The organism is Mesorhizobium sp. P3_A8 (assembly GCF_056402995.1).
Window position 1 is genome coordinate 1 of record NZ_JBFUGI010000019.1, and the last position, 18,498, is coordinate 18,498.

Here is an 18,498-nt window from a genome sequence, read left to right on the forward strand (position 1 = left end):
GAACAGGACCAACGGTGGCCAGGCAGCCCGACCCGGTCCACCATCGCGCAGCGGGTTGAGTAGCTTCTCGAAGCGGTACCACTTCACCAGACCTGACAATCGATCGAGTGGCGAAGAACCGCCTGCCAACTTGCCGCCCAGAAAGGCTTCCGCCAAGCTCAACTGACCCGTCTGCTTCACTGCCATCGTGATTCCCTCCGAGCGTCAATCTCAGAGAATCACAACCAGCGAATTACGCAACAGTCCCACAAGGGGAGAAGGGAAGTACCCGTCTGCACCACCGTTGCGAACTTTCGACGTCAGCCACTAGAATGCGCGATGATCCTCACTCGCAGACTTCAGGAAGACGAGTTCAAGGCTTGCTTCGCCGAGCCTATGACGAGCGTCACCGCCACGGCAGAGGCTGCCGTGGACATATGGCCGTATGTCGAAGCGCTGAATCTCGATGAGATCGGCCTGCCCTATTTGAACGACGTCCACTATGTCTACAGGGATGCTCAAAACCGGTTCGATCAAGTTTTGATTGGCACCGGCAAGTTTAACGCCCTTCTCGTGATCGTTGTCGATCTTTGCAAAAACACAGTGTTCGGGCACTTCCTGCTGGATCTGAACAAGGAGTAAGCTGAGGCCACTTGAGGCCCGTGTGACAGTCGACGGCCCTTGCCATAGCCTCCACAGTGGCGCTCCGCGAGCCCCGCATGTATCTTCTCACCATCGCATGTGTCTTCGAACCATCGCATGGTGGCTACAGATGATGACCCGCCGTTTCTTTGGAGTTCTCGCCGCGGTCGCCGCGGCCTTACTGCCGTCCCGCGCGACATCCCAGACAACGAGCACGCCGCGGCGCTTGCAGGACGACATTCCGATCGCCGCGCAGTGGATAGCCAACGCATTGCAGAGTTCCGGCTATGGCGCGGACTTCGCCTCCAAAAGCATAGCGGAGGTAGAACGGTTCTTTCGCGAGCAGATCAAGGATGGAGTGCCCGTCTCCGGCGGTTTGCTGGCACAAGATATCGGGCCACGCCTGTTTGCGTTGGGATGCTATTGCGGCGAGGTGCTCCGCAAGGAACTTGGTGGGCATTGGCAGACGGATGACAACGATCCCGAAGGGGAAATCAATGCAGCCCTCGAAGTTGCAAGCGGCATGATCTGCTGGCCTATACAACGGGTGATGAAACGGCTGCGCAGCAGCGAGGACGACCTGGTGGCTTGGGCCGAAGGCATCAGGCGAGGCTAAGGCACGGATTCAGCCGCCTACTTGCCACCAACCCCGCCTTTGGTGTAATCGCTCCCCAACACTCGAACGTCTTGAAAGGAGGGCTCACGTGTTCACGTTTCATCGTCACCATCGTCAGCGTGGCCCGATTTCTGCCCTGCGAGCCAGCTTGCAGGGCTGACCAGGGACGGTCCGGGTTTTTCCCGCTTCGATTTTTTGGTCTGCCCTTCGTGGTGCCGCGACGCCTGTTCTGATGGCCAGCACGCGCACCGTCAAAGTGCATCCGGAGTTGCTTCCGGCAAGACCAGAGAAATCCAAATGGCCCTGATCAGCCTCAAAAACCTCGGCGTCACCATGAGTGCGCCGCTCTTCGCCAATCTCGACCTCACCATCGGCAGCGGCGACCGGCTCGGCATCGTTGCAGCCAATGGCCGTGGCAAGTCGACCTTGCTCAAATGCCTGACCGGCGAGATGGAGCCGACCTCCGGCGACATCACCCGCACGCGCGGCCTGCGCGTTGGCCATGTCGAACAGTCCATTGCACCTGCCCTGCTCGGCCGCAGCTTTTATCAGGTCGTGGCCGACGCCTTGCCGGCCGAGCAGGCCGACAGCGAGACGTGGCGCGTCGACGTGGTGCTGGATTCGCTCGACGTGCCCGAGGCGATGCGCGAACGAGAAATGCGGGCGCTGAGTGGCGGTTGGCAAAGGCTGGCGCTGATCGCCCGCGTCTGGGTCACTGATCCCGACGTGCTGCTGCTCGACGAACCGACCAACCATCTCGACCTTGCCCGCATCAGCCAACTGGAAAGCTGGCTGAACGCGCTGCCGCGCGAGGTGCCTGTCGTCATCGCCAGCCACGACCGTGCCTTCCTCGACGCCGCCACCAACCGCACGCTGTTCCTGCGCCCGGAACAGTCGCCGGTGTTTGCGCTGCCCTACTCCCGCGCCAGGCAGGCGCTCGACGACGTCGACGCCTCGACGGCGCGCAAGTTCGAGCGCGACATGAAGGTCGCCCAGCAGCTGCGAAAGCAAGCCGCCAAGCTCAACAACATCGGCATCAACTCCGGCAGCGACCTGCTCACCGTCAAGACCAAGCAGCTCAGGGAACGCGCGGAGAAACTGGAAGACGCGGCGAACCCGGCGCATCGCGAGAAGTCGGCCGGCGCGATCAAGCTCGCCAACCGCGGCACCCACGCCAAGGTGCTGATCACGCTCGACGACGCGGCGGTCGAAACGCCCGACGGCACGCTTTTGTTCAGGACCGGCAAGCGCCACATCTGCCAGGGCGACCGCATCGTGCTGCTCGGCCGCAACGGCGTCGGCAAGTCGCGCTTCGTCACCCTGATCCGCAACGCTATCGCCGAACCCGACACGGTACCGAATGTGAAGGTGACGCCGTCGACGGTGCTCGGCTACAGCGACCAGGCGCTGTCGGGCATCAGCGGCGACGACACGCCGCTGGCGATGGTGTCGCGCCGCTACGATGTCGGCGAGCAGCGCGCCCGCTCGCTGCTTGCCGGCGCCGGCGTGGTCATCGAGATGCAGGAGAAAAAGATCGGCGTGCTGTCCGGCGGCCAGAAGGCGCGGCTGATGATGCTGGCGCTGAGGCTCGCCAATCCCAACTTCTACCTGCTCGACGAGCCGACCAACCATCTCGACATCGACGGCCAGGAGGCGCTGGAGGAGGAATTGCTGAAGCACCAGGCAAGCTGCGTGCTCGCCTCGCACGACCGCTCCTTCATCCGCGCCATCGGCAACCGCTTCTGGCTGATCGACAAGCGGAAACTGACCGAGGTCGAAGATCCGGAGGGCTTTTTCCGCGAGGTGGCTGAGGCGGGTGGCTGAGCGGCGACGGGTTGCTGAGACCCGGTTTCCTTGTCTGTAAATTATTTGCTTACATCCCTTGATTTATGTAAGCAATCTGTTTACATGTATCCATGATCAAGTCCTTCAAGAACAAGGCGCTGTCGGACCTCTTTCAAACCGGAAAAACCGGCAAGATCGACGCCAAGATGCACAAGCGCATTCTTGTCCGGCTTGACCGACTGGAAGCTTCAGAGAAGCCGGAGGAGATGAACCTTCCCGGCTTCGACTTCCACCCGCTGAAAGGTTTCGATCCCATCCGCTACACGGTCCATGTCAATGGTCCGTGGTGCATCACATTTGAATTCGACGGTACGGACGCCGCCCGTGTCGATTTCGAGCAATATCACTGAGGCGGCCAGATTGGAGAAGTTCGACTTATGAATGTGCACGAGCCGACGCGTCCGATCGAGCGTTGTCCCTCCCACCCGGGAGCGCTGCTTGAGGACATCATCCCGGCAACTGGAAAGACCAAGGTGGAAATTGCAAATCTGCTCGGAATCTCCCGGCAGCAGCTCTATGACATCATCCGCGAAAAGAAGCCGGTTTCGCCGGCAGTCGCCGCCCGCCTTGGGAAGCTGTTCGGCGACGGCGCTGCGATCTGGCTTCGGATGCAGGCGGCTTTCGACGCCTGGCACGCCGAGCGTGAAGTTGATGTTTCAGCTATTCCGACGCTCAAGGTTGCCTAGGCCCGTTCTGGAATGAATCCGGTGTCGTAACAAAAATTCCAACGACCTGTCGGATCGCCTGGACCTGCCTCGTCCTTGGGATGCCGACACGATGATGCCGGCTTCATCTGAGGAGAAAGCATCATGTCCATTCTGTCATCCCTGGGTCGCGTTGCCAGCCGTTACGCACAGAACCGCGCCCGCCACCGCAGCGAACGCGAGCTGCTGTCCCTGCCGATCGAACTGCGCAAGGATATCGGCTGGCCGGAAATCGTCATCGACGCGCAAAACGATCCGCGGATCCGCAGGGCGCCCTGACCATGCGGTCGGAAAATATCGATGCAGGCCGCCACGGGGCGACCATTTCTCAATCGTGCGTGTCGCCGGAAAGCGGTGTCGCCTGCATCGACGCGCGCTTTTCGAAAGCCTCGAACCAGTGCGTCAGCCGCGCCCGCGACCGAAAAGGCGGAAGGTTGCGGAACGCCATCCAGGACAGCGTGGTGGCGAGCGCTATATGGCCGACATGGACCGGCGCATCGTCGTCCAGGGTGCTTTCAATCCAGTCGTAGCTCGCTTCGATCTTGTCGCGGTAACGGTCGGCAAGAGCGTCATAGCGCAGCGGCTCGGGCCGCCTTTCCGTCTCCCAGCGCATAGCGATGCCCGTCTGCGCCAACCCTTGTGCGACCGACTGCAGCCGCAATGCCTGCCAGCGCGCCTCGCCGTCTTGCGGCAAGAGCTTGCGGCCGTCATGCAGCGTGTCGAGATAGGCGCAGATGACATCGGAATCGAAGATCGCCGATGCGCCGGGCCGTAGCAGCACCGGCACTTTGCCGAGCGGGTTTTCGGCGTAGACACGAGCGTTACGCAAGGTCGGACTGGTCTCGTGATGAATGACCTCGAGCCGATCGGCAATGCCGACCTCATGCGCGAAGGCGAGCGCCTTGCGCGCGAAGGGTGAGTGGGTCTGATAATAGAGGATCATTATCGTCCCAGGGGTTGAGGAAGCCGCGCGATCCGCCCGTTCTAGCCTGCGCGCTGCGAGAATTGCGCTCTGATTGGGGGCCGCCGGCGCAAGTTCGTTTCACGCCTTGCGTTCAAACCGCCACTCGCACGGCCTGTCCGAGGCCGGCCAGCAAAAAATTTCGCGACCCATGTAGGATTGCCGGTACCTCGTTCGTCCTGTGGTTCGCAAGGCCAAGCAAACGCAAAGAGGAGCAAGACATGACTGACCAGACACCCGTTCAGCCCAGGGCAGAAGTGCTCGGTGGATTGACCCCTTATCTGCAGGTGGACGGCGCCTTCAAGGCTGCCGAATTCTACAAGAAGGCCTTCGGCGCGGAGCAGGTCTTTGCCTATCCGGCGGATGAAAAAGGCCGCACCATGCATGTCCATCTCCACATCAACGGCTCGACGCTGATGCTGGGCGATGCCTTTCCCGAACACGGTCACCCGCACAAGGATGCGCAGGGCTATACGCTGCAGCTGCATCTCCAGGACGACACGATCGAAACCTGGTGGAAGCGCGCCATCGAAGCTGGCTGCGAGGAAGTGGTGCCGTTGCAGGTGATGTTCTGGGGCGACCGCTGGGGCCAGCTGCGTGATCCCTTCGGCATCGCCTGGGCGATGAACGCGCCGGTGAAATGAGTTTCCTAGTGGGCAGCGTCGCCTGCAGGCTGGCGCGCTCACCGCGCCGGGTCGTATCCCCGCCGACCCGGCGCTCGTTTCAGCAAAGGAGTTCCAGCATGTCCTATGTCGATGGTTTCGTGCTTGCCGTGCCAAAGGCCAAACTCGATGACTACAAGAAGCTGGCCAACCTCGCAGGCCCAATATGGATGGAACACGGCGCGCTCGCCTATGTCGAATGTATCGGCGACGACGTGCCCTATGGCGAGTTGACCTCGTTTCCGCGGGCCGTTCAGGCAAAAGACGACGAGATCGTCGTCTTCGCCTGGGCGGTCTATGAATCCAGGCAAAGCCGCGACACGGTGATGGCCAAGGTGATGGCCGACCCGCGTTTGACACCCGACTTGGGCCCCATGCCCTTCGATATGAAGCGCATGATCTTCGGCGGCTTCCAGCCCTTCATAGAGCTTTAGTCGCCGGCTGCCGCGTACCAGCGCCAATGGCGAGACCAGAAACTCTTCTTCATTTCTCAAGGCAGGACCGACTTATGCGCAAGCTGATCGTATTCAACAGCATATCGCTCGACGGCTACTTTACCGACGGGCACGGCGCCATGGACTGGGCGCACAGCCAGGATCCGGAATGGAACGCCTTCGTCGCCGACAATGCCAAGGGCGGCGGCATGCTGGTGCTGGGCCGCGTTACCTACGACCTGATGATCCAGTTCTGGCCGACGCCGATGGCGGCCCAGATCGCACCGGTGGTGGCCGAACGCATGAACGCCATGCCGAAGGTGGTGTTCTCCCGCACGCTCGACACGGCGAGTTGGAACAACACCGAGTTGGTCAAAAGCGGACCGGCCGCGAAGCTTCGGGAATTGAAGCAGCAGCCAGGCAATCACATGACCATCCTGGGAAGCGGCAACCTCGTCGCTCAATTGGCCGAGGAGAATTTGATCGACGAATACCAGTTCGTCATCGTCCCGATCATGCTTGGCGCCGGCAGGACGATGTTCGAAGGCATCGGCAACCGGCTTAGCGTCAAGCTGGCCCGGTCGCAGGCCTTCGGCAACGGCAACGTTTTCCTGCGCTACGAGCCGTAGGCCGGCTACAGCAATTCCAGGAAAAGTGTTTGCGGTTTTCCGTCCGGAATTGCGTCAAAACAAAGAGTTAGAGCAGTTCGCCGTTTCCGTGAAACGGTGAAATGATCTAATGCATTTCACCCAAAAAGATCAAGACGGCGGTTCAACCAACGTCATCCTGATCCAGCGCAGGGCATCGGCCTGACAGTTCAGCCTAGCTTGTCGAGCAGCGGCTTCAGCCGGTCTCCATAGCGTTTCCACAAATCGACCGAGCCTTGATACATCGGCTGGCGCACCTGCGCGGCGGACGCCGTGCGCACCGGCCGGTCGGTCTCGTGGAAGGACAGCACGGCATCGTCCCATGGCAGGCCGAGATAGTCGATGAGCGCCCGGCTCTGCCCTTCCTGATCGGCGACGAAATCCTCGTAGCGAACATCGTGAACGACGCCGGGCAGCACGCTGTGCCAATGCGCCATGATGTCGGTGTAGAGATTGTGGAAGTCGGCGAGTTCGTCGAGGTCATAGCCGTAGCGGTGGCTGTCGCCGCGGAAATGCACCTTGTAGATCGACAGGCAGGTTGCCGCCGCATCGCGGGCGACGTGGATAATCCTGGCCTTCGGCATCATCATGTGGATGAAGCCGACAAGCATGAAGTTGCCCGGCATCTTGTCGGTCACGTGGCCGATATGCGGATAGCGGGCATGCAGCATGTCGAGATAGGCCTGGCCTGCCTCGGCAAAATCCGCATCGTCCGTATCCGACACGCCCCAGGGAAAGCCCCCCGGCATGGTCGCCGGGAATTGCTTGCCGACCGCTTTCTTCAGGATGCTGAGCTCGCCCGCGCCATAGACTTTGGGATGGCTGGCGATGATCTGCTCGACCAGCGTCGTGCCCGAACGCGGCATGCCGACGACGAAGATCGGCGCGTCATCGGTGATCGAGCTCGGCCTGTGCCTTTCGAAGAAGCTGGTATCGAAAACCGTCTTCATCGCCTCAAATTCCGCGCGCGTCTTGACAGGATCATAGTTGATCCCCTTGCGGCGAATGGCATTGCCTTCGGTGAAATAGTCGAAGGCCCTGTTATAGTCTTTCAAATCATCATTGGCCTTGCCGAGGCCGAAGGACAGCTGCATGCGTGCCAGGCTGCCCTGCGGCGCCTTGGCATGCTGGGCTTCCATACCGGCCAATTCGGCATCGCGCTCCTTTTGGCGCTTGACCTGCGTCAGCATCAGCCAGGCCGTGGCCATGCCGGGGTTCACCGCCAGCGCCTGCCGGAAAAGATCGGCCGCATCGTCGAGCTTCCCTTTTTCCATCAGCCCGACGCCGAGCCCGTGCAGCAGATCGGCATCCTTGGGGCGGATGGCCAGCGACTCGTGAAAAACCGCCAGCGCCTCATCCAGCCGTCCGGCTTCCTGCAGGGTTTCGGCAAGTCCGATGCGGGCGCGCACATGAAATGGATTGCGTGCGACCGTGCCGCGATAGATCTCTTCGGCCTCCTCGAACCGGCCGAGCTGCTTCAGCGACGAGCCAAGATTGTCGCGCGCGGCGAGTTGCTCCGGCCGCAAATCCACCGCGCCACGGAAGAAGTCGATTGCCGCAGCGACGCGGCCGAGGTCGCGCATCACCGTGCCGAAATTGTTGAGGAAATCGGGATTCGTCGGCTGCAGGCTCACCGACTGTTCGATGAGATCCAGCCCTTCTTCGCTACGCCCGGTCTGGTGCAGCAGCAGCCCCAGGAAATGCGCCGCGGCCGCGTGTTTGGGCTGGCGCGTCAGCACCTGCCGGTAGATTGCCTCAGCCTCTTGCCGGCGCCCGGCCTGGTGCAATTGCAGGGCCTGCTGCACATACTGGTCGAGGCCCAGCGGCGGCTGTCCGCCTGCGCCAGACCTGGCTCCCGCACCCGCCGCTCGTCTCTGATCTCTGTTAATGGGAAACCTGCCGTGTTTGTCCGCCTGCCGCGATCTAGGCCATTGGCGCGTCAGGTTCAAGTCTCGGCGTGGTTCTGCGGCTTTTCCGTCGCCGCGAAAGCGATCAGATCAGACGGTTGGTCTCGGCAACCTGCCTGGCCCGCCTCACCGTGCCATCGGTATCGGAGATCGTTCGCCTTGCCGCCTCATCGCTTCTAATGGTCAGCCGTGCCGACTTGACGATCATCGGCTGGCCGTTGGGGCCAACGGCAATGGCATGGATGGCGATTGGCTTGATGACCGGATTGACCGCGACGGTCTTCGCCCTTGAGCTTCTTGTGGAAACCATGGTTGTGTCCTTATTCCGGAGTAAATAAAAATATGAGCACTGGGAAAATACCCCAGCGCGCTCTTCAAGAATTTTTAGAAATATGCCGGACCATAGCAGAATTATTTGAACATCCACAGCGATCTATTTTCCAGCCGCGGTAGGTTTATTTTCTGAATCATCTTGAACAGGCGGCCTGATCGATCTACATAAGGAAGATCGTTTTGGCCAGAATTGGCATCTCGCGGCGTCAGAGGTTCTCGACCCGCCAATCTCATTCCAAAATCGTCGATACCGGACGCACGGCACATTCGCCTTGCGACGAGTTCTCGATCCGCGAAAGACACCTATGACCACCGGAACCGTGAAGCTCTACAATGGCCAGAAGGGTTTTGGCTTCATTCAGCCAGCCGATGGCGGCAAGGACGTTTTCGTCCATGTCAGCGCCTTGGAGCGCGCCGGATTTCCCGGCCTCGCCGAAGGCCAGAAACTGCAATTCGAGTTGGAGCGTGACGGCAAGGGCCGCGAGTCGGCCGCCAATCTGCAACTGATCTGATCCGGCCGAATTCGATGAACGCTGACCACGGATGTACTGGCAGCTCTCGAAAGCGGCTTATTTCCAGCGATTGCCGGAAATAGGAAAGCGGGGCTCGTCCCCGCTTTTTTGCTTTCAGGCCGCTGTTTTACATGACGCCCAAGGCGTGAACCAAGCAAGGCCAGGACGATGCCGGACCGCACCACCCATTCCATCGCCCGCTTCACCGCAGCTTTCGCGCTCGGTGGACTGGAGGGACCGTTGCCGGCCGGCGACTACGACATCGATCATGACGAAGAGCTGATCGAGGGCATGTCGCGTGTCGCCTGGCGCCGCGTCGCCACCTTCATTCACCTGCCGGCAAGGGCGGTGAAGAACCCGACCACCAGCCAGCTTGTCGCCATCGACCACCTCGAACTCGAAACCGCGCTGAAGCGCGACCGGGAGAATGCAGCATGATCCGTTTCCAGCAGAATGCGCGTCCGCGCACAGACACGCCCTCGCACCTTTTCGCCATTGGCCAGACGGTGCGCATGAAGAGCCGCACCGGCCTCGTCCAGAAAACGGCGGAACTGTTCGAGATCAAGAGCAGGCTGCCGGTCAAGGACGGTTCGCCGCAATACCGTATCCGCAGCGAGCAGGAGACCTACGAGCGGGTCACCACGGAAGACAATCTCGAACCGGTCGACAATCCGATTGTTGCCAACAATCCGATTGTTCCCAACAATCCGGTCGTCTGAGACCAGGCCACAACGCCAAACCAGCACACGCACACGAGGAGCAGTCCATGTCCAAGGGTCAACAGCGAAGCAATCGCGAAACACGCAAGCCGAAGAAGGACAAGGTCGTGGCCAAGGCCGCCGCTCCGTTCGGCTCTTCGGTCAAGCAGGCGGAGAGCAGCCTGAAGCCAAAGTCCAAGGGCTGACGCCTTGGGGGCGCTTCGCATGCGCCCCTCGCCCCGCAGTAAGCAGGCGTTGAACTGACGCAACAGGTCCACGCAATGCTCTGCCACGGAGGCTTGCTTGAATTTCGTCATCGAGTTCTATCGGTCGCGCGACGCCGAGGAAGCAACACTCGACAAGGTGTCGCTGGAGGCGCCGACCCTGCGCGCCGCCCTGCAGGGCGCCACCGCCCTGTTCCACAGCCTGGCCATGCCGCAAATTCCCGACCGCCTGCGCATCTGCGACGAGGACGGCAGCGAGCTTTATGCCGGGCCTGCCGATGGGGCCTATCCGGCCTAGGCACCACCCGCGCAACTGCCAACCGCAAAGCCATTGCAGCAGCCCGAAATGTCCCTCACCGTCTTGAAGGCGAAGCCCTACGTCGACGTGGGAAAGTAGACGGGGGCTTTCCTTCTCCCACGCGGGAGAAGGAAAAAACTCAGCACGGCCCATCGCCGACGATGCGATAGTCCGCGGCGCGGGCTTCGCAGGCGTTGGGGAAGCTGCGCATCTCACCGTGGCGGCGGGCGCAGACGGGCGCGTATTCGCGGGTGCAGAACGTCTGCTCTTCACCGCCACCGCCACCGCCACCGCCACCATCGCCGTCACCGCGGCAGGGGCCGTCGCGCACGATGCGGTAGCCGGCACGGTCGGCAAGGCAGCCATTGGCGAAGGTCTGGCGGTCGCCGCCGCGGCGGGCACAGACCGGCTCGTATTGCCTGGTGCAGAATTCCGGTTCGGGACGCGGCGGACGCGGGCGTGGTCCCGGGCCGTCATCGACGACGACGGTGCAGGCGGCCAGAAGCGCCGACAGGCACAGCACGGCAAATGCTTGCCGCGAAAAGCCAGGACCTTGCCACGAAAAAATTGACGCCAGGAATTTCATGCTGATCTCTCCCTCGATCCCGTCTCTGATCGCGATCCTCGCCATTCCCCTGTCAAATGCAACCACGTTCGCGGCTCTTCGCGCGGGAAATCTCGGTTGCAACCGTGGCGGGCGCCCGCTCACGCCACCGGCAATCCTGGCCCATGCGTGACCCCGTCTGTGGGCCGATGACCCGATCCACAACCGAGCCTATTTGCGGCCGGTCGACGTTCAGATCGGTCGATTCTTGCGTCGGGATGTGCCCAGTGTGGCGACCCGCGGCGCTATCTTGCAACCTTCACGTTTCCGTGCGATAAATTCCGTGTTCGGGCATTTGCGACCCGGAGAGCGGAACGTTTTGGACGACCTTTCCCCGATACTGTGAATCTCTGACGGCCCCGTTTTCGGCGGGGGGTTTGACCATGCGCCAATGCATGACTGCCGAAGCAACCACCGGGAACTGCCCTCGACGCCAGGTGGCGGGCAGGACCATCAAAGACTGAACGGGTGAAGGAGTTTCCCCAATGGCCCAGACCGGCACCGTTAAATTCTTCAACGCGACCAAAGGCTTCGGTTTCATCACGCCCGACGGCGGCGCCAAGGACGTGTTCGTCCACATTTCCGCGATCGAGGCATCGGGCCTGCGCACGCTCGTCGACGGCCAGAAGGTCACCTTCGACGTCGAGCCGGACCGCATGGGCAAGGGCCCGAAGGCGGTCAACCTCCGCGCTGCCTGAGCCATCGTCGCACCGCGGTCCTTGACGGCGGACGAACGAAGTTCGGAGCTTGCCCAGCCTCTGGGCACGCAGACAGATTTTTGAAAAGGCGCGGCAGTTTTCGTCGCGCCTTTTTCATGTCCGCGGCGCAGCATAAGTACATGTCATCCACAAGCGGATCCGGTTCGGGTCAACGACATGCATCATAACAAGGGCTTAAAGCGTGACGGGCTTTAAGTGCCCGCAAAACTTTCTCTTGCCGATGACGCTAAAATAAAGGACAAATTTCCTCTCGGGCATTTGCCGGCCCGAGACTGGAGTTTATGGGATCAAAGGGAGCTTCCCATGCCGCAGACCGGCACCGTCAAATTCTTCAACCATGCCAAAGGCTTCGGCTTCATCACGCCGGACGATGGCGCGAAGGATGTCTTCGTCCATATTTCGGCCGTGCAGGCGTCGGGTCTTCCCGGTCTCGAAGATGGGCAGAAAGTGACATTCGACACCGAGCCGGACAAGCGTGGCAAGGGACCCAAGGCCGTCAACCTGTCGGTCGGCTGAGCCGGCTTCAGACTGTCGGCTCCAGCAGGCAGCCCAGCTCATCTCGAGCGTGGTTTTTGACGTTCCTCTTGAACACGCCATTTTGAACAGGCAGGTCGAAATCCGTTCAGCCTCCGTTCAGCCACGGTCGCATATTAGTCTTGGGTAAAGCCGGACCGCATCCCCTGCAAAACTGCACGGCCCGGTACGAAGGAGACCAAGATGAACAGAATTTTCAAGACTGCCGTGCTGTCCGCCGCCGTGGCCGGCACCATGCTTGCGGCCTTGCCCGCGGCCAACGCCGATGACTGGGGTCATCACCGCCGCCACCACCACAACGGCGACGCCATTGCCGCCGGCGTGCTTGGCCTCGCCGCCGGCGCGCTGATCGGTGGTGCGTTGGCCAATGACCAGCCCCCGCCCTACGCTGACCGCTATTACGATGACGGTTACTACGATCGTGACGTACGGGTCCGCCCGGCCCCGGTCCGCCGCTACTATGCGGAGCCGCAGGTGGTGTACGCCGATCGCTACGCCGAACCGTGGACGCGCGGCTGGTACGAGTATTGTTCGGACCGCTATCGCACCTTCAACTCCCGCACCGGCACGTTCACCGGCAATGACGGCGAACAGCATTTCTGCTCGGCCAACTGAGTGCATGTCGCCCAAAGTGCGTAGCGGTTTTGGGATAACGACTTGCACAAAACAAAGATCTAAAGCGCGAAAGCGCTTAGGGCTTCCCTGCCCCAAACAAAAAGCGCTGACCGCAAGGCCAGCGCTTTTTGTTTGGGCGTCCGGGTGTGTTGAGATTCAGGTCAGGCCGAGTCGAAAATGGTGGCTTCCGAGAACCGGAGCGGAGCGTACTTTTGGGTACGTGAGCTCAGTTCTACTGCCAGGGCAGTAGAACGGGGAAGCGCAGGAAGCCGCCATTTGCAGACCGGCCTCACCTGAATATCAGCGCACCCTAAGTCAGGAATGGATTGGTCCTACGCTCCTCGCCAAAACGGCCGCCAGGGCCGTGGCCGCAGATGAAACCGATGTCGTCGCCGAGCGGCAACAGCTTGTCCTTGATCGAAGCGATCAGCGTTGCATGATCGCCACCCGGCAGGTCGGTGCGGCCAACCGAGCCACGGAACAGCACGTCGCCGACATGGGCGAACTTGGCGGCACGGTTGTAGTAGACGACGTGGCCCGGCGCATGGCCGGGGCAATGCAGCACCTCGAACAAATGGCCGCCGAACGACACGGTCTCGCCTTCGGTGAGGAAGCGGTCGGGCACGCATTTGCGCGAGCCGGCAATGCCGTAGCGCCTGCCCTGGTTCTCCAGATTGTCGAGCAGGGACTTGTCGGCCGCATGCGGGCCGATGATGTCGATGCCCAGTGCCTCCTTCAACTCCATGGCGCCGCCGGCATGGTCGATGTGGCCATGCGTGATCCAGATCGCTTCGGCCGTGATCGCATTGTCCTTCAGCACCGCCAACACCTTGTCGATGTCGCCGCCCGGATCGACGACGACGCCGTGCTTGTCGTCCATGTCGAACAGGAGGGTGCAATTCTGCTGGAACGGTGTGACCGGCACGATGCCGGCATTGAGCTGACCCATGATCGTCCTTTCGATGTTCACGCGGTGATGTAGAGGCGCGAACGAAGGGCGTCCACCCCTCGAAAGACGAACAGTCAGTCATCCCAGAAACGGAAATGGCCAGAAACGGAAATGGGCGGCCGAAGCCGCCCATTTGAACAAACCTGAGACCGTCAGGCCTACTTCTTCATGGCGCCCAGGACCGCGCCGATGATGCCGGTCAGGATCGCGCCGCCGCCGGCGCCGCCGACGATGTTGTTGAGGTTGAGTGCACTGCCGAGACCACTCGTCGCCGCCGCTGCCGCTGCCGGATCGACTGCGCCGCCACCGAGCAGGCTGCCCAGGATCGCCGCGCCGCCGACGCCGCCAATGGCGCCACCCAGGATTTTGGGCAGCTGTCCCATAGCCGCATTCTTAAGCGCTACACCGATCGCCTGGCCACCGATGACACCCGTAATCACCTGTATGATGATCGGAAGAAGCGTGTTCATGTCCATATGATTAGTCCCTCCATAGCTGCCAGCCTCCCGGGCCGACAACCATCATGAGACGCCGAATTGGATGAAAGTCAAATGCAGAAACGCTGAAATAAAAGGGGCGGCTCGAAAACCGCCCCTGCTTGCGCGAAAAGCTGTGACTATCGTTATTCTGCGGCGATCGCGTGCTTCGGCTGCACCGCAGCAGAATAGTCATTCATAAGGTTCTTGGCGATTTCACCGACCTCGAATCGGTAAGGGCCAATCTCCGAAACCGGCGTTACTTCCGCTGCCGTTCCAGTCAGGAAGCATTGCTCAAAGCCTTCGAGTTCTTCCGGCAGGATGGCGCGTTCGATCACCTCCAGGCCACGATCCTTGGCCAGCCCAATGACCGTGCGGCGGGTGATGCCGTCGAGGAAACAGTCGGGCTTGGGCGTATGGATCTTGCCGTCCTTGACGAAGAAGATGTTGGCGCCCGTTGCTTCCGCCACCTGTCCGCGCCAGTCGAGCATCATGGCGTCGGCATAGCCTTTGGCTTCGGCGGCATGCTTGGACATGGTGCAGATCATGTAGAGGCCGGCGGCCTTCGACTTCGACGGCGCCGTGCGCGGGTCGGGCCGGCGCCATTCCGCCATGTCGAGGCGGATACCCTTCAGCTTCTGCGCCGGATCGAAATAGCTCGGCCACTGCCAGATGGCGATGGCGCAGTTGATACGGTTGTTCTGCGCCGAAACGCCCATCTGCTCGCTGCCGCGCCAGGCGATCGGCCTGACATACGCATCCTGGAAACCCTGCTTCTTCAACAGCGTGGTCGAGGCGTCGTTGAGCTCGGCGACCGAATAGGGAATCTTGAAGCCGAGCAGGAGCGCCGATTCATGCAAGCGCTCGGTGTGCTCGTTGAGCTTGAAGATCTCGCCGCCATAGGCGCGCTCGCCCTCGAAGACCGCGCTGGCGTAGTGCAGACCGTGCGTCAGCACATGGACCTTGGCGTCGCCCCACGGAACGAACTCGCCATTCATCCAGATGAAGCCGTCCAGTTGATCGAAGGGAACGGATGCCATGGTAACCTCCCGCGGGCAGCGCCCGCCTATCCTTAGTGTCGTTGCGTGTTCTTTTTGGCCGCGCCACGCGATTGGAGACGCCGGCCGGTGTCTCGAAGCGTAGGCGGATAATCGCGCTCTGGCAAACTCAGGAAGTTCCGGAAAAACCGGCCTGCCTTGCCTTTTCGTTCGCAATCCGCCCAAAAGCTTGTCAAAAATTACCATTGCAGGGAAATTACGTCAATAGTACTGACATAATCTCCCGTTCCCATGGAGAAATGATGACGGATCGAAGCCCAGCTGCCGGAAAACCGATCAGGACCGCGATGTCAGTCGAGGACGGCATCGACTTCGCCATCATCGAACTGTTCTTCTTCGCCTATCGCGACTTCACCTCCGATCCGGACCAGATCCTGGCCGACTATGGCTTCGGCCGCGCCCACCACCGGGTGCTGCATTTCGTCAACCGCCGGCCGGGCCTGACGGTTGCCGAACTGCTCGACGTGTTGAAGATCACCAAGCAGAGCCTGGCGCGCGTGCTCAAGCAACTGATCGACACCGACCATGTCGTCCAGTTGCAAGGCCCGCGCGACCGCCGCCAGCGCGAGCTTTATCCGACGGCGAAGGGCCGTGCGCTGGCACTCGCCCTTGCGCGGCCACAGTCGCGCCGCATCCGTGCTGCATTGGAAGATTCCGGCGCCACCGAACGGACCTTGGTGGAACGCTTCCTCGAAGCGATGGTCAATCCGGAGCTGAGAGCGCAGATTGACGTTGGGTCCGCAAAAATGTCAGGGAAAAGCCATGGAGAGCACTGAGAGGGTCGATCAGACGGCCGCACCGGACGACGATGCGCCGCATCTGCTCGTCGTCGACGACGACACCCGCATCCGCAATCTTCTCAAGCAGTATCTGACCGAGAACGGCTTTCGCGTCACCGTCGCCGGCAATGCCGGCGAAGCCAGGCGCAAGCTTGCCGGCCTCGATTTCGACCTGATTGTGCTCGACGTGATGATGCCGGGCGAAACCGGCGTCGACCTGACCAAATCGCTGCGGGCCGAAAAGAACGTGCCGATCCTGATGCTGACTGCGCTGTCGGAAACCGACAGCCGCATCTTAGGGCTGGAAGCCGGCGCGGACGACTATTTGCCAAAGCCTTTCGACCCGCGCGAGCTGATCCTGCGCATCAACAACATCCTGCGCCGCGGCGGCCCGGCGACGACGCCCAAGGTCGAACAGCTGGTCTTCGGCCCCTACACGTTCCAGATCGCCAGGCGCGAACTGAAGCGCGGCGGCGAGGCGCTGAAGCTGACCGATCGCGAGCAGGAGATTCTGGCGATCTTTGCCGCACGCGCCGGTGAGACCATCCCGCGCCACGAACTGGTCGGCGACGATTCCGAGGTCGGCGAGCGCACCATCGACGTGCAGATCAACCGGCTGCGCCGCAAGATCGAGCGCGATCCGTCCAACCCGGTCTGGCTGCAGACCGTGCGCGGTATTGGGTATCGGCTCAGCGTGGAATAGAGTAGCGGACGCGGCGCTAGAGCATGATCCCGAAAAGTGGGAACCGGTTTTCGGAAAAGATCATGCTCCATCCAGTGCCGCGGACGAAATGAAAAGAGCCAATGGCGACGACGGAACTGGAAGGGCCGGGACCTGACGGCTTGAGCGCACGCGCCACGCGAACGCTCAAGGCGGTGCCGCGCATCTGGAACCGGTTCTGGCGCCTTGTTTCACTCTACATGCCCAAGCGCCTCTATGCGCGCTCGCTCATCATCGTCATCGCGCCGATGATCCTGTTGCAGTCGGTCGTCGCCTTCGTCTTCATGGAACGCCATTGGGCAACGGTGACGCAGCGCCTGTCGCAGGCCACCGTGCGCGACATCGCCGCCATCATCGACCTGATCGAGACCTATCCGCACGACGCCGACTACGCCAACATCATCCGCATCGCCCAGGACCGCATGCAGCTGAAGGTCGATCTGCTGCCGCCGGATCCTTTGCCGCCGCCCGGTCCAAAACCGTTCTTCTCGATCCTCGATGACGTCCTCTCGTCCGAGATCACCCGCCAGATCAACCGGCCGTTCTGGATCGACACTGTCGGCAATTCCAACATCGTCGAGGTGCGCGTCCAGCTCGAGAACAAGGTGCTGCGCGTCTTCGTGCGCCGCAGCCAGGCCTATGCCTCCAACACCCACATCTTCCTGATCTGGATGGTCGGCACCTCGCTGGTGCTGCTGATGATCGCTATCCCCTTCCTGCGCAACCAGATCCGGCCGATCTTGACGCTCGCCGAAGCCGCCGAAAGTTTTGGCAAGGGCCGACCGATGCCGCGTGATTTTCGCCCGCGCGGCGCCGAAGAGGTGCGCCGCGCCGGCTTTGCCTTCATCCAGATGCGCGAGCGCATCGAGCGCCAGATCGACCAGCGCACCGCCATGCTGACCGGCGTCAGCCATGATCTGAGAACCATCCTCACCCGCTTCAAGCTGCAGCTGGCGCTGGCCGGCGGCAAGACCGAGACCAAGGCGGCGCTTAACCAGGACATCGACGATATGCAGTCGATGCTGGAAGGCTATCTTGCCTTTGCCCGCGGCGAAGCCTCAGAGGACCCGGGACGTTTCGATCTCGAAGCCTATTTCCAGAAACTCGACGATGAGGCCACCTTGCGCAAATGCAAGCTGTCAACGACGCTCTCCGGCGATCCGACCGTGCATGTCAGGCCGAACGCCTTCGCCCGGCTGTTGTCCAACGTCATCGGCAACGCCTTCCGCTATGCCAAGACGGTGGAGGTCAGCGCCAATCACGGCCGTGGCTCGCTTGTGGTCACCGTCGACGACAACGGTCCGGGCATTCCGGCCGACAGGCGTGAGGACGTGTTCAAGCCTTTCGTGCGGCTCGACGAGGCCCGCAACCTCGACGCCAGCGGCACCGGGCTCGGCCTGTCGATCGCCCGCGACATCGCCCGCAGCCATGGCGGCGACATCAGCCTCGACGACAGCCCGCTCGGCGGCCTGCGCGCGGTCATCAAGGTTCCAGCTTAGAGCCGATGGCGTACGCCTTTTGTCGCCGGCGCTCTTTCCTGCTACGATCCAAGGCATGTACTCCCTCACCGCTATCGGCCGG

Annotated in this window: 27 protein-coding genes and 1 pseudogene; 20 read left to right on the forward strand and 8 right to left on the reverse strand. The window is 61.5% G+C overall.

All coding sequences use genetic code 11. The features are described from left to right. Window positions 1–186 (reverse strand): annotated as a pseudogene (locus AC1DX4_RS31560) (IS5/IS1182 family transposase); the annotation flags it as partial. 132 nt (window positions 187–318) lie between these two features. Here AC1DX4_RS31560 and AC1DX4_RS31565 point away from each other — a divergent pair. The 6 genes from AC1DX4_RS31565 (at window position 319) to AC1DX4_RS31590 (ending at window position 4,065) form a co-directional block, all read left to right on the forward strand. Beyond that, entirely contained in the window at window positions 319–621 is a 303-nt protein-coding gene (locus AC1DX4_RS31565) for a hypothetical protein (protein ID WP_477224044.1), read from the forward strand. Window positions 622–751: 130 nt separating this feature from the next. Then, window positions 752–1,237, forward strand: a complete 486-nt coding sequence (locus AC1DX4_RS31570) for a hypothetical protein (RefSeq protein WP_477224045.1) — start codon at window positions 752–754, stop codon at window positions 1,235–1,237. Between the two features lie 297 nt (window positions 1,238–1,534). Further along, entirely contained in the window at window positions 1,535–3,061 is a 1,527-nt protein-coding gene (locus AC1DX4_RS31575; protein WP_477224046.1) for an ABC-F family ATP-binding cassette domain-containing protein, read from the forward strand. Window positions 3,062–3,153: 92 nt separating this feature from the next. Then, on the forward strand, window positions 3,154–3,432 hold the full coding sequence (locus AC1DX4_RS31580; protein ID WP_371009027.1) for a type II toxin-antitoxin system RelE/ParE family toxin: 279 nt from the start codon (window positions 3,154–3,156) through the stop codon (window positions 3,430–3,432). Between the two features lie 27 nt (window positions 3,433–3,459). Beyond that, a complete protein-coding gene (locus tag AC1DX4_RS31585) occupies window positions 3,460–3,768 on the forward strand; it encodes a HigA family addiction module antitoxin (protein ID WP_172225396.1) in 309 nt (102 codons plus the stop codon). A 123-nt stretch (window positions 3,769–3,891) separates the two neighbouring features. After that, window positions 3,892–4,065 carry a hypothetical protein gene (locus AC1DX4_RS31590; protein WP_477224047.1) on the forward strand — a complete coding sequence of 58 codons (174 nt, stop codon included), beginning with the start codon at window positions 3,892–3,894 and terminating at the stop codon, window positions 4,063–4,065. 49 nt (window positions 4,066–4,114) lie between these two features. Here the strand turns inward: AC1DX4_RS31590 and AC1DX4_RS31595 are convergent, their stop codons facing one another. Next, window positions 4,115–4,729, reverse strand: coding sequence for a glutathione S-transferase family protein (locus tag AC1DX4_RS31595; protein ID WP_477224048.1), 615 nt, complete (start codon window positions 4,727–4,729; stop codon window positions 4,115–4,117). 239 nt (window positions 4,730–4,968) lie between these two features. Here AC1DX4_RS31595 and AC1DX4_RS31600 point away from each other — a divergent pair, with 239 nt between their 5' ends. From AC1DX4_RS31600 to AC1DX4_RS31610, 3 genes are all read left to right on the forward strand, one after another. Further along, window positions 4,969–5,391 (forward strand): VOC family protein, encoded by a 423-nt coding sequence (locus AC1DX4_RS31600; protein ID WP_477224049.1) that lies wholly within the window; start codon window positions 4,969–4,971, stop codon window positions 5,389–5,391. Between the two features lie 98 nt (window positions 5,392–5,489). Beyond that, on the forward strand, window positions 5,490–5,843 hold the full coding sequence (locus AC1DX4_RS31605; protein WP_095792807.1) for a DUF1428 domain-containing protein: 354 nt from the start codon (window positions 5,490–5,492) through the stop codon (window positions 5,841–5,843). 74 nt (window positions 5,844–5,917) lie between these two features. Then, window positions 5,918–6,472: a dihydrofolate reductase family protein gene (locus tag AC1DX4_RS31610; RefSeq protein ID WP_477224050.1), complete on the forward strand. Its 555-nt coding sequence runs from the start codon at window positions 5,918–5,920 to the stop codon at window positions 6,470–6,472. 188 nt (window positions 6,473–6,660) lie between these two features. Here AC1DX4_RS31610 and AC1DX4_RS31615 read toward each other — a convergent pair whose 3' ends face one another. Beyond that, entirely contained in the window at window positions 6,661–8,295 is a 1,635-nt protein-coding gene (locus AC1DX4_RS31615; RefSeq protein ID WP_477224051.1) for a tetratricopeptide repeat-containing sulfotransferase family protein, read from the reverse strand. A 187-nt stretch (window positions 8,296–8,482) separates the two neighbouring features. Beyond that, window positions 8,483–8,707 carry a hypothetical protein gene (locus AC1DX4_RS31620; protein ID WP_183462416.1) on the reverse strand — a complete coding sequence of 75 codons (225 nt, stop codon included), beginning with the start codon at window positions 8,705–8,707 and terminating at the stop codon, window positions 8,483–8,485. A 328-nt stretch (window positions 8,708–9,035) separates the two neighbouring features. Here AC1DX4_RS31620 and AC1DX4_RS31625 point away from each other — a divergent pair, with 328 nt between their 5' ends. The 5 genes from AC1DX4_RS31625 to AC1DX4_RS31645 all read left to right on the forward strand — a co-directional run bounded on the left by AC1DX4_RS31625 (window position 9,036) and on the right by AC1DX4_RS31645 (window position 10,462). Then, a complete protein-coding gene (locus AC1DX4_RS31625; protein WP_477224052.1) occupies window positions 9,036–9,242 on the forward strand; it encodes a cold-shock protein in 207 nt (68 codons plus the stop codon). Between the two features lie 168 nt (window positions 9,243–9,410). Beyond that, complete coding sequence (locus tag AC1DX4_RS31630; RefSeq protein ID WP_477224053.1) at window positions 9,411–9,680, forward strand: hypothetical protein; 270 nt, start codon at window positions 9,411–9,413, stop codon at window positions 9,678–9,680. Further along, window positions 9,677–9,961 (forward strand): hypothetical protein, encoded by a 285-nt coding sequence (locus AC1DX4_RS31635; protein WP_477224054.1) that lies wholly within the window; start codon window positions 9,677–9,679, stop codon window positions 9,959–9,961. The genes AC1DX4_RS31630 and AC1DX4_RS31635 overlap by 4 nt, the downstream gene beginning before the upstream one ends. A 47-nt stretch (window positions 9,962–10,008) precedes the next feature. Continuing rightward, on the forward strand, window positions 10,009–10,146 hold the full coding sequence (locus AC1DX4_RS31640) for a hypothetical protein (protein WP_197033284.1): 138 nt from the start codon (window positions 10,009–10,011) through the stop codon (window positions 10,144–10,146). A 97-nt stretch (window positions 10,147–10,243) separates the two neighbouring features. Beyond that, window positions 10,244–10,462: a hypothetical protein gene (locus AC1DX4_RS31645; RefSeq protein WP_477224055.1), complete on the forward strand. Its 219-nt coding sequence runs from the start codon at window positions 10,244–10,246 to the stop codon at window positions 10,460–10,462. Window positions 10,463–10,601: 139 nt separating this feature from the next. Here AC1DX4_RS31645 and AC1DX4_RS31650 read toward each other — a convergent pair whose 3' ends face one another. Beyond that, window positions 10,602–11,048 carry a Kazal-type serine protease inhibitor domain-containing protein gene (locus AC1DX4_RS31650; protein ID WP_477224056.1) on the reverse strand — a complete coding sequence of 149 codons (447 nt, stop codon included), beginning with the start codon at window positions 11,046–11,048 and terminating at the stop codon, window positions 10,602–10,604. A 503-nt stretch (window positions 11,049–11,551) separates the two neighbouring features. Here AC1DX4_RS31650 and AC1DX4_RS31655 point away from each other — a divergent pair. From AC1DX4_RS31655 to AC1DX4_RS31665, 3 genes are all read left to right on the forward strand, one after another. Continuing rightward, window positions 11,552–11,764: a cold-shock protein gene (locus AC1DX4_RS31655; protein WP_006202520.1), complete on the forward strand. Its 213-nt coding sequence runs from the start codon at window positions 11,552–11,554 to the stop codon at window positions 11,762–11,764. A 324-nt stretch (window positions 11,765–12,088) separates the two neighbouring features. Further along, window positions 12,089–12,301 carry a cold-shock protein gene (locus AC1DX4_RS31660; RefSeq protein WP_008877668.1) on the forward strand — a complete coding sequence of 71 codons (213 nt, stop codon included), beginning with the start codon at window positions 12,089–12,091 and terminating at the stop codon, window positions 12,299–12,301. Between the two features lie 201 nt (window positions 12,302–12,502). Beyond that, on the forward strand, window positions 12,503–12,934 hold the full coding sequence (locus tag AC1DX4_RS31665; RefSeq protein ID WP_477224057.1) for a BA14K family protein: 432 nt from the start codon (window positions 12,503–12,505) through the stop codon (window positions 12,932–12,934). A gap of 310 nt (window positions 12,935–13,244) precedes the next feature. Here the strand turns inward: AC1DX4_RS31665 and AC1DX4_RS31670 are convergent, their stop codons facing one another. The 3 genes from AC1DX4_RS31670 to AC1DX4_RS31680 form a co-directional block, all read right to left on the reverse strand. Continuing rightward, complete coding sequence (locus AC1DX4_RS31670; protein WP_477224058.1) at window positions 13,245–13,883, reverse strand: MBL fold metallo-hydrolase; 639 nt, start codon at window positions 13,881–13,883, stop codon at window positions 13,245–13,247. A 158-nt stretch (window positions 13,884–14,041) separates the two neighbouring features. Next, entirely contained in the window at window positions 14,042–14,359 is a 318-nt protein-coding gene (locus AC1DX4_RS31675; RefSeq protein WP_477224059.1) for a hypothetical protein, read from the reverse strand. A 146-nt stretch (window positions 14,360–14,505) separates the two neighbouring features. Then, entirely contained in the window at window positions 14,506–15,399 is an 894-nt protein-coding gene (locus AC1DX4_RS31680) for a branched-chain amino acid aminotransferase (RefSeq protein WP_477224060.1), read from the reverse strand. Between the two features lie 260 nt (window positions 15,400–15,659). Here AC1DX4_RS31680 and AC1DX4_RS31685 point away from each other — a divergent pair, with 260 nt between their 5' ends. The 3 genes from AC1DX4_RS31685 to AC1DX4_RS31695 all read left to right on the forward strand — a co-directional run bounded on the left by AC1DX4_RS31685 (window position 15,660) and on the right by AC1DX4_RS31695 (window position 18,416). Then, a complete protein-coding gene (locus tag AC1DX4_RS31685) occupies window positions 15,660–16,193 on the forward strand; it encodes a MarR family winged helix-turn-helix transcriptional regulator (RefSeq protein WP_202358236.1) in 534 nt (177 codons plus the stop codon). Continuing rightward, window positions 16,180–16,899, forward strand: coding sequence for a response regulator (locus AC1DX4_RS31690; protein WP_477224061.1), 720 nt, complete (start codon window positions 16,180–16,182; stop codon window positions 16,897–16,899). The genes AC1DX4_RS31685 and AC1DX4_RS31690 overlap by 14 nt, the downstream gene beginning before the upstream one ends. Window positions 16,900–17,000: 101 nt before the next feature. Further along, window positions 17,001–18,416, forward strand: a complete 1,416-nt coding sequence (locus AC1DX4_RS31695) for an ATP-binding protein (protein WP_477224062.1) — start codon at window positions 17,001–17,003, stop codon at window positions 18,414–18,416. Window positions 18,417–18,498: the final 82 nt, after the last annotated feature.

Coding starts and splice junctions, on each gene's coding strand:
- AC1DX4_RS31590 (WP_477224047.1), top strand. CDS start 3,892: ATGTCCATTCTGTCATCCCTGGGTCGCGTTGCCAGCCGTTACGCACAG.
- AC1DX4_RS31620 (WP_183462416.1), bottom strand. CDS start 8,707: ATGGTTTCCACAAGAAGCTCAAGGGCGAAGACCGTCGCGGTCAATCCG.
- AC1DX4_RS31625 (WP_477224052.1), top strand. CDS start 9,036: ATGACCACCGGAACCGTGAAGCTCTACAATGGCCAGAAGGGTTTTGGC.
- AC1DX4_RS31600 (WP_477224049.1), top strand. CDS start 4,969: ATGACTGACCAGACACCCGTTCAGCCCAGGGCAGAAGTGCTCGGTGGA.
- AC1DX4_RS31595 (WP_477224048.1), bottom strand. CDS start 4,729: ATGATCCTCTATTATCAGACCCACTCACCCTTCGCGCGCAAGGCGCTC.
- AC1DX4_RS31605 (WP_095792807.1), top strand. CDS start 5,490: ATGTCCTATGTCGATGGTTTCGTGCTTGCCGTGCCAAAGGCCAAACTC.
- AC1DX4_RS31635 (WP_477224054.1), top strand. CDS start 9,677: ATGATCCGTTTCCAGCAGAATGCGCGTCCGCGCACAGACACGCCCTCG.
- AC1DX4_RS31680 (WP_477224060.1), bottom strand. CDS start 15,399: ATGGCATCCGTTCCCTTCGATCAACTGGACGGCTTCATCTGGATGAAT.
- AC1DX4_RS31580 (WP_371009027.1), top strand. CDS start 3,154: ATGATCAAGTCCTTCAAGAACAAGGCGCTGTCGGACCTCTTTCAAACC.
- AC1DX4_RS31695 (WP_477224062.1), top strand. CDS start 17,001: ATGGCGACGACGGAACTGGAAGGGCCGGGACCTGACGGCTTGAGCGCA.
- AC1DX4_RS31670 (WP_477224058.1), bottom strand. CDS start 13,883: ATGGGTCAGCTCAATGCCGGCATCGTGCCGGTCACACCGTTCCAGCAG.
- AC1DX4_RS31690 (WP_477224061.1), top strand. CDS start 16,180: ATGGAGAGCACTGAGAGGGTCGATCAGACGGCCGCACCGGACGACGAT.
- AC1DX4_RS31665 (WP_477224057.1), top strand. CDS start 12,503: ATGAACAGAATTTTCAAGACTGCCGTGCTGTCCGCCGCCGTGGCCGGC.
- AC1DX4_RS31575 (WP_477224046.1), top strand. CDS start 1,535: ATGGCCCTGATCAGCCTCAAAAACCTCGGCGTCACCATGAGTGCGCCG.
- AC1DX4_RS31640 (WP_197033284.1), top strand. CDS start 10,009: ATGTCCAAGGGTCAACAGCGAAGCAATCGCGAAACACGCAAGCCGAAG.
- AC1DX4_RS31655 (WP_006202520.1), top strand. CDS start 11,552: ATGGCCCAGACCGGCACCGTTAAATTCTTCAACGCGACCAAAGGCTTC.
- AC1DX4_RS31570 (WP_477224045.1), top strand. CDS start 752: ATGATGACCCGCCGTTTCTTTGGAGTTCTCGCCGCGGTCGCCGCGGCC.
- AC1DX4_RS31675 (WP_477224059.1), bottom strand. CDS start 14,359: ATGGACATGAACACGCTTCTTCCGATCATCATACAGGTGATTACGGGT.
- AC1DX4_RS31630 (WP_477224053.1), top strand. CDS start 9,411: ATGCCGGACCGCACCACCCATTCCATCGCCCGCTTCACCGCAGCTTTC.
- AC1DX4_RS31650 (WP_477224056.1), bottom strand. CDS start 11,048: ATGAAATTCCTGGCGTCAATTTTTTCGTGGCAAGGTCCTGGCTTTTCG.
- AC1DX4_RS31565 (WP_477224044.1), top strand. CDS start 319: ATGATCCTCACTCGCAGACTTCAGGAAGACGAGTTCAAGGCTTGCTTC.
- AC1DX4_RS31685 (WP_202358236.1), top strand. CDS start 15,660: ATGACGGATCGAAGCCCAGCTGCCGGAAAACCGATCAGGACCGCGATG.
- AC1DX4_RS31585 (WP_172225396.1), top strand. CDS start 3,460: ATGAATGTGCACGAGCCGACGCGTCCGATCGAGCGTTGTCCCTCCCAC.
- AC1DX4_RS31610 (WP_477224050.1), top strand. CDS start 5,918: ATGCGCAAGCTGATCGTATTCAACAGCATATCGCTCGACGGCTACTTT.
- AC1DX4_RS31660 (WP_008877668.1), top strand. CDS start 12,089: ATGCCGCAGACCGGCACCGTCAAATTCTTCAACCATGCCAAAGGCTTC.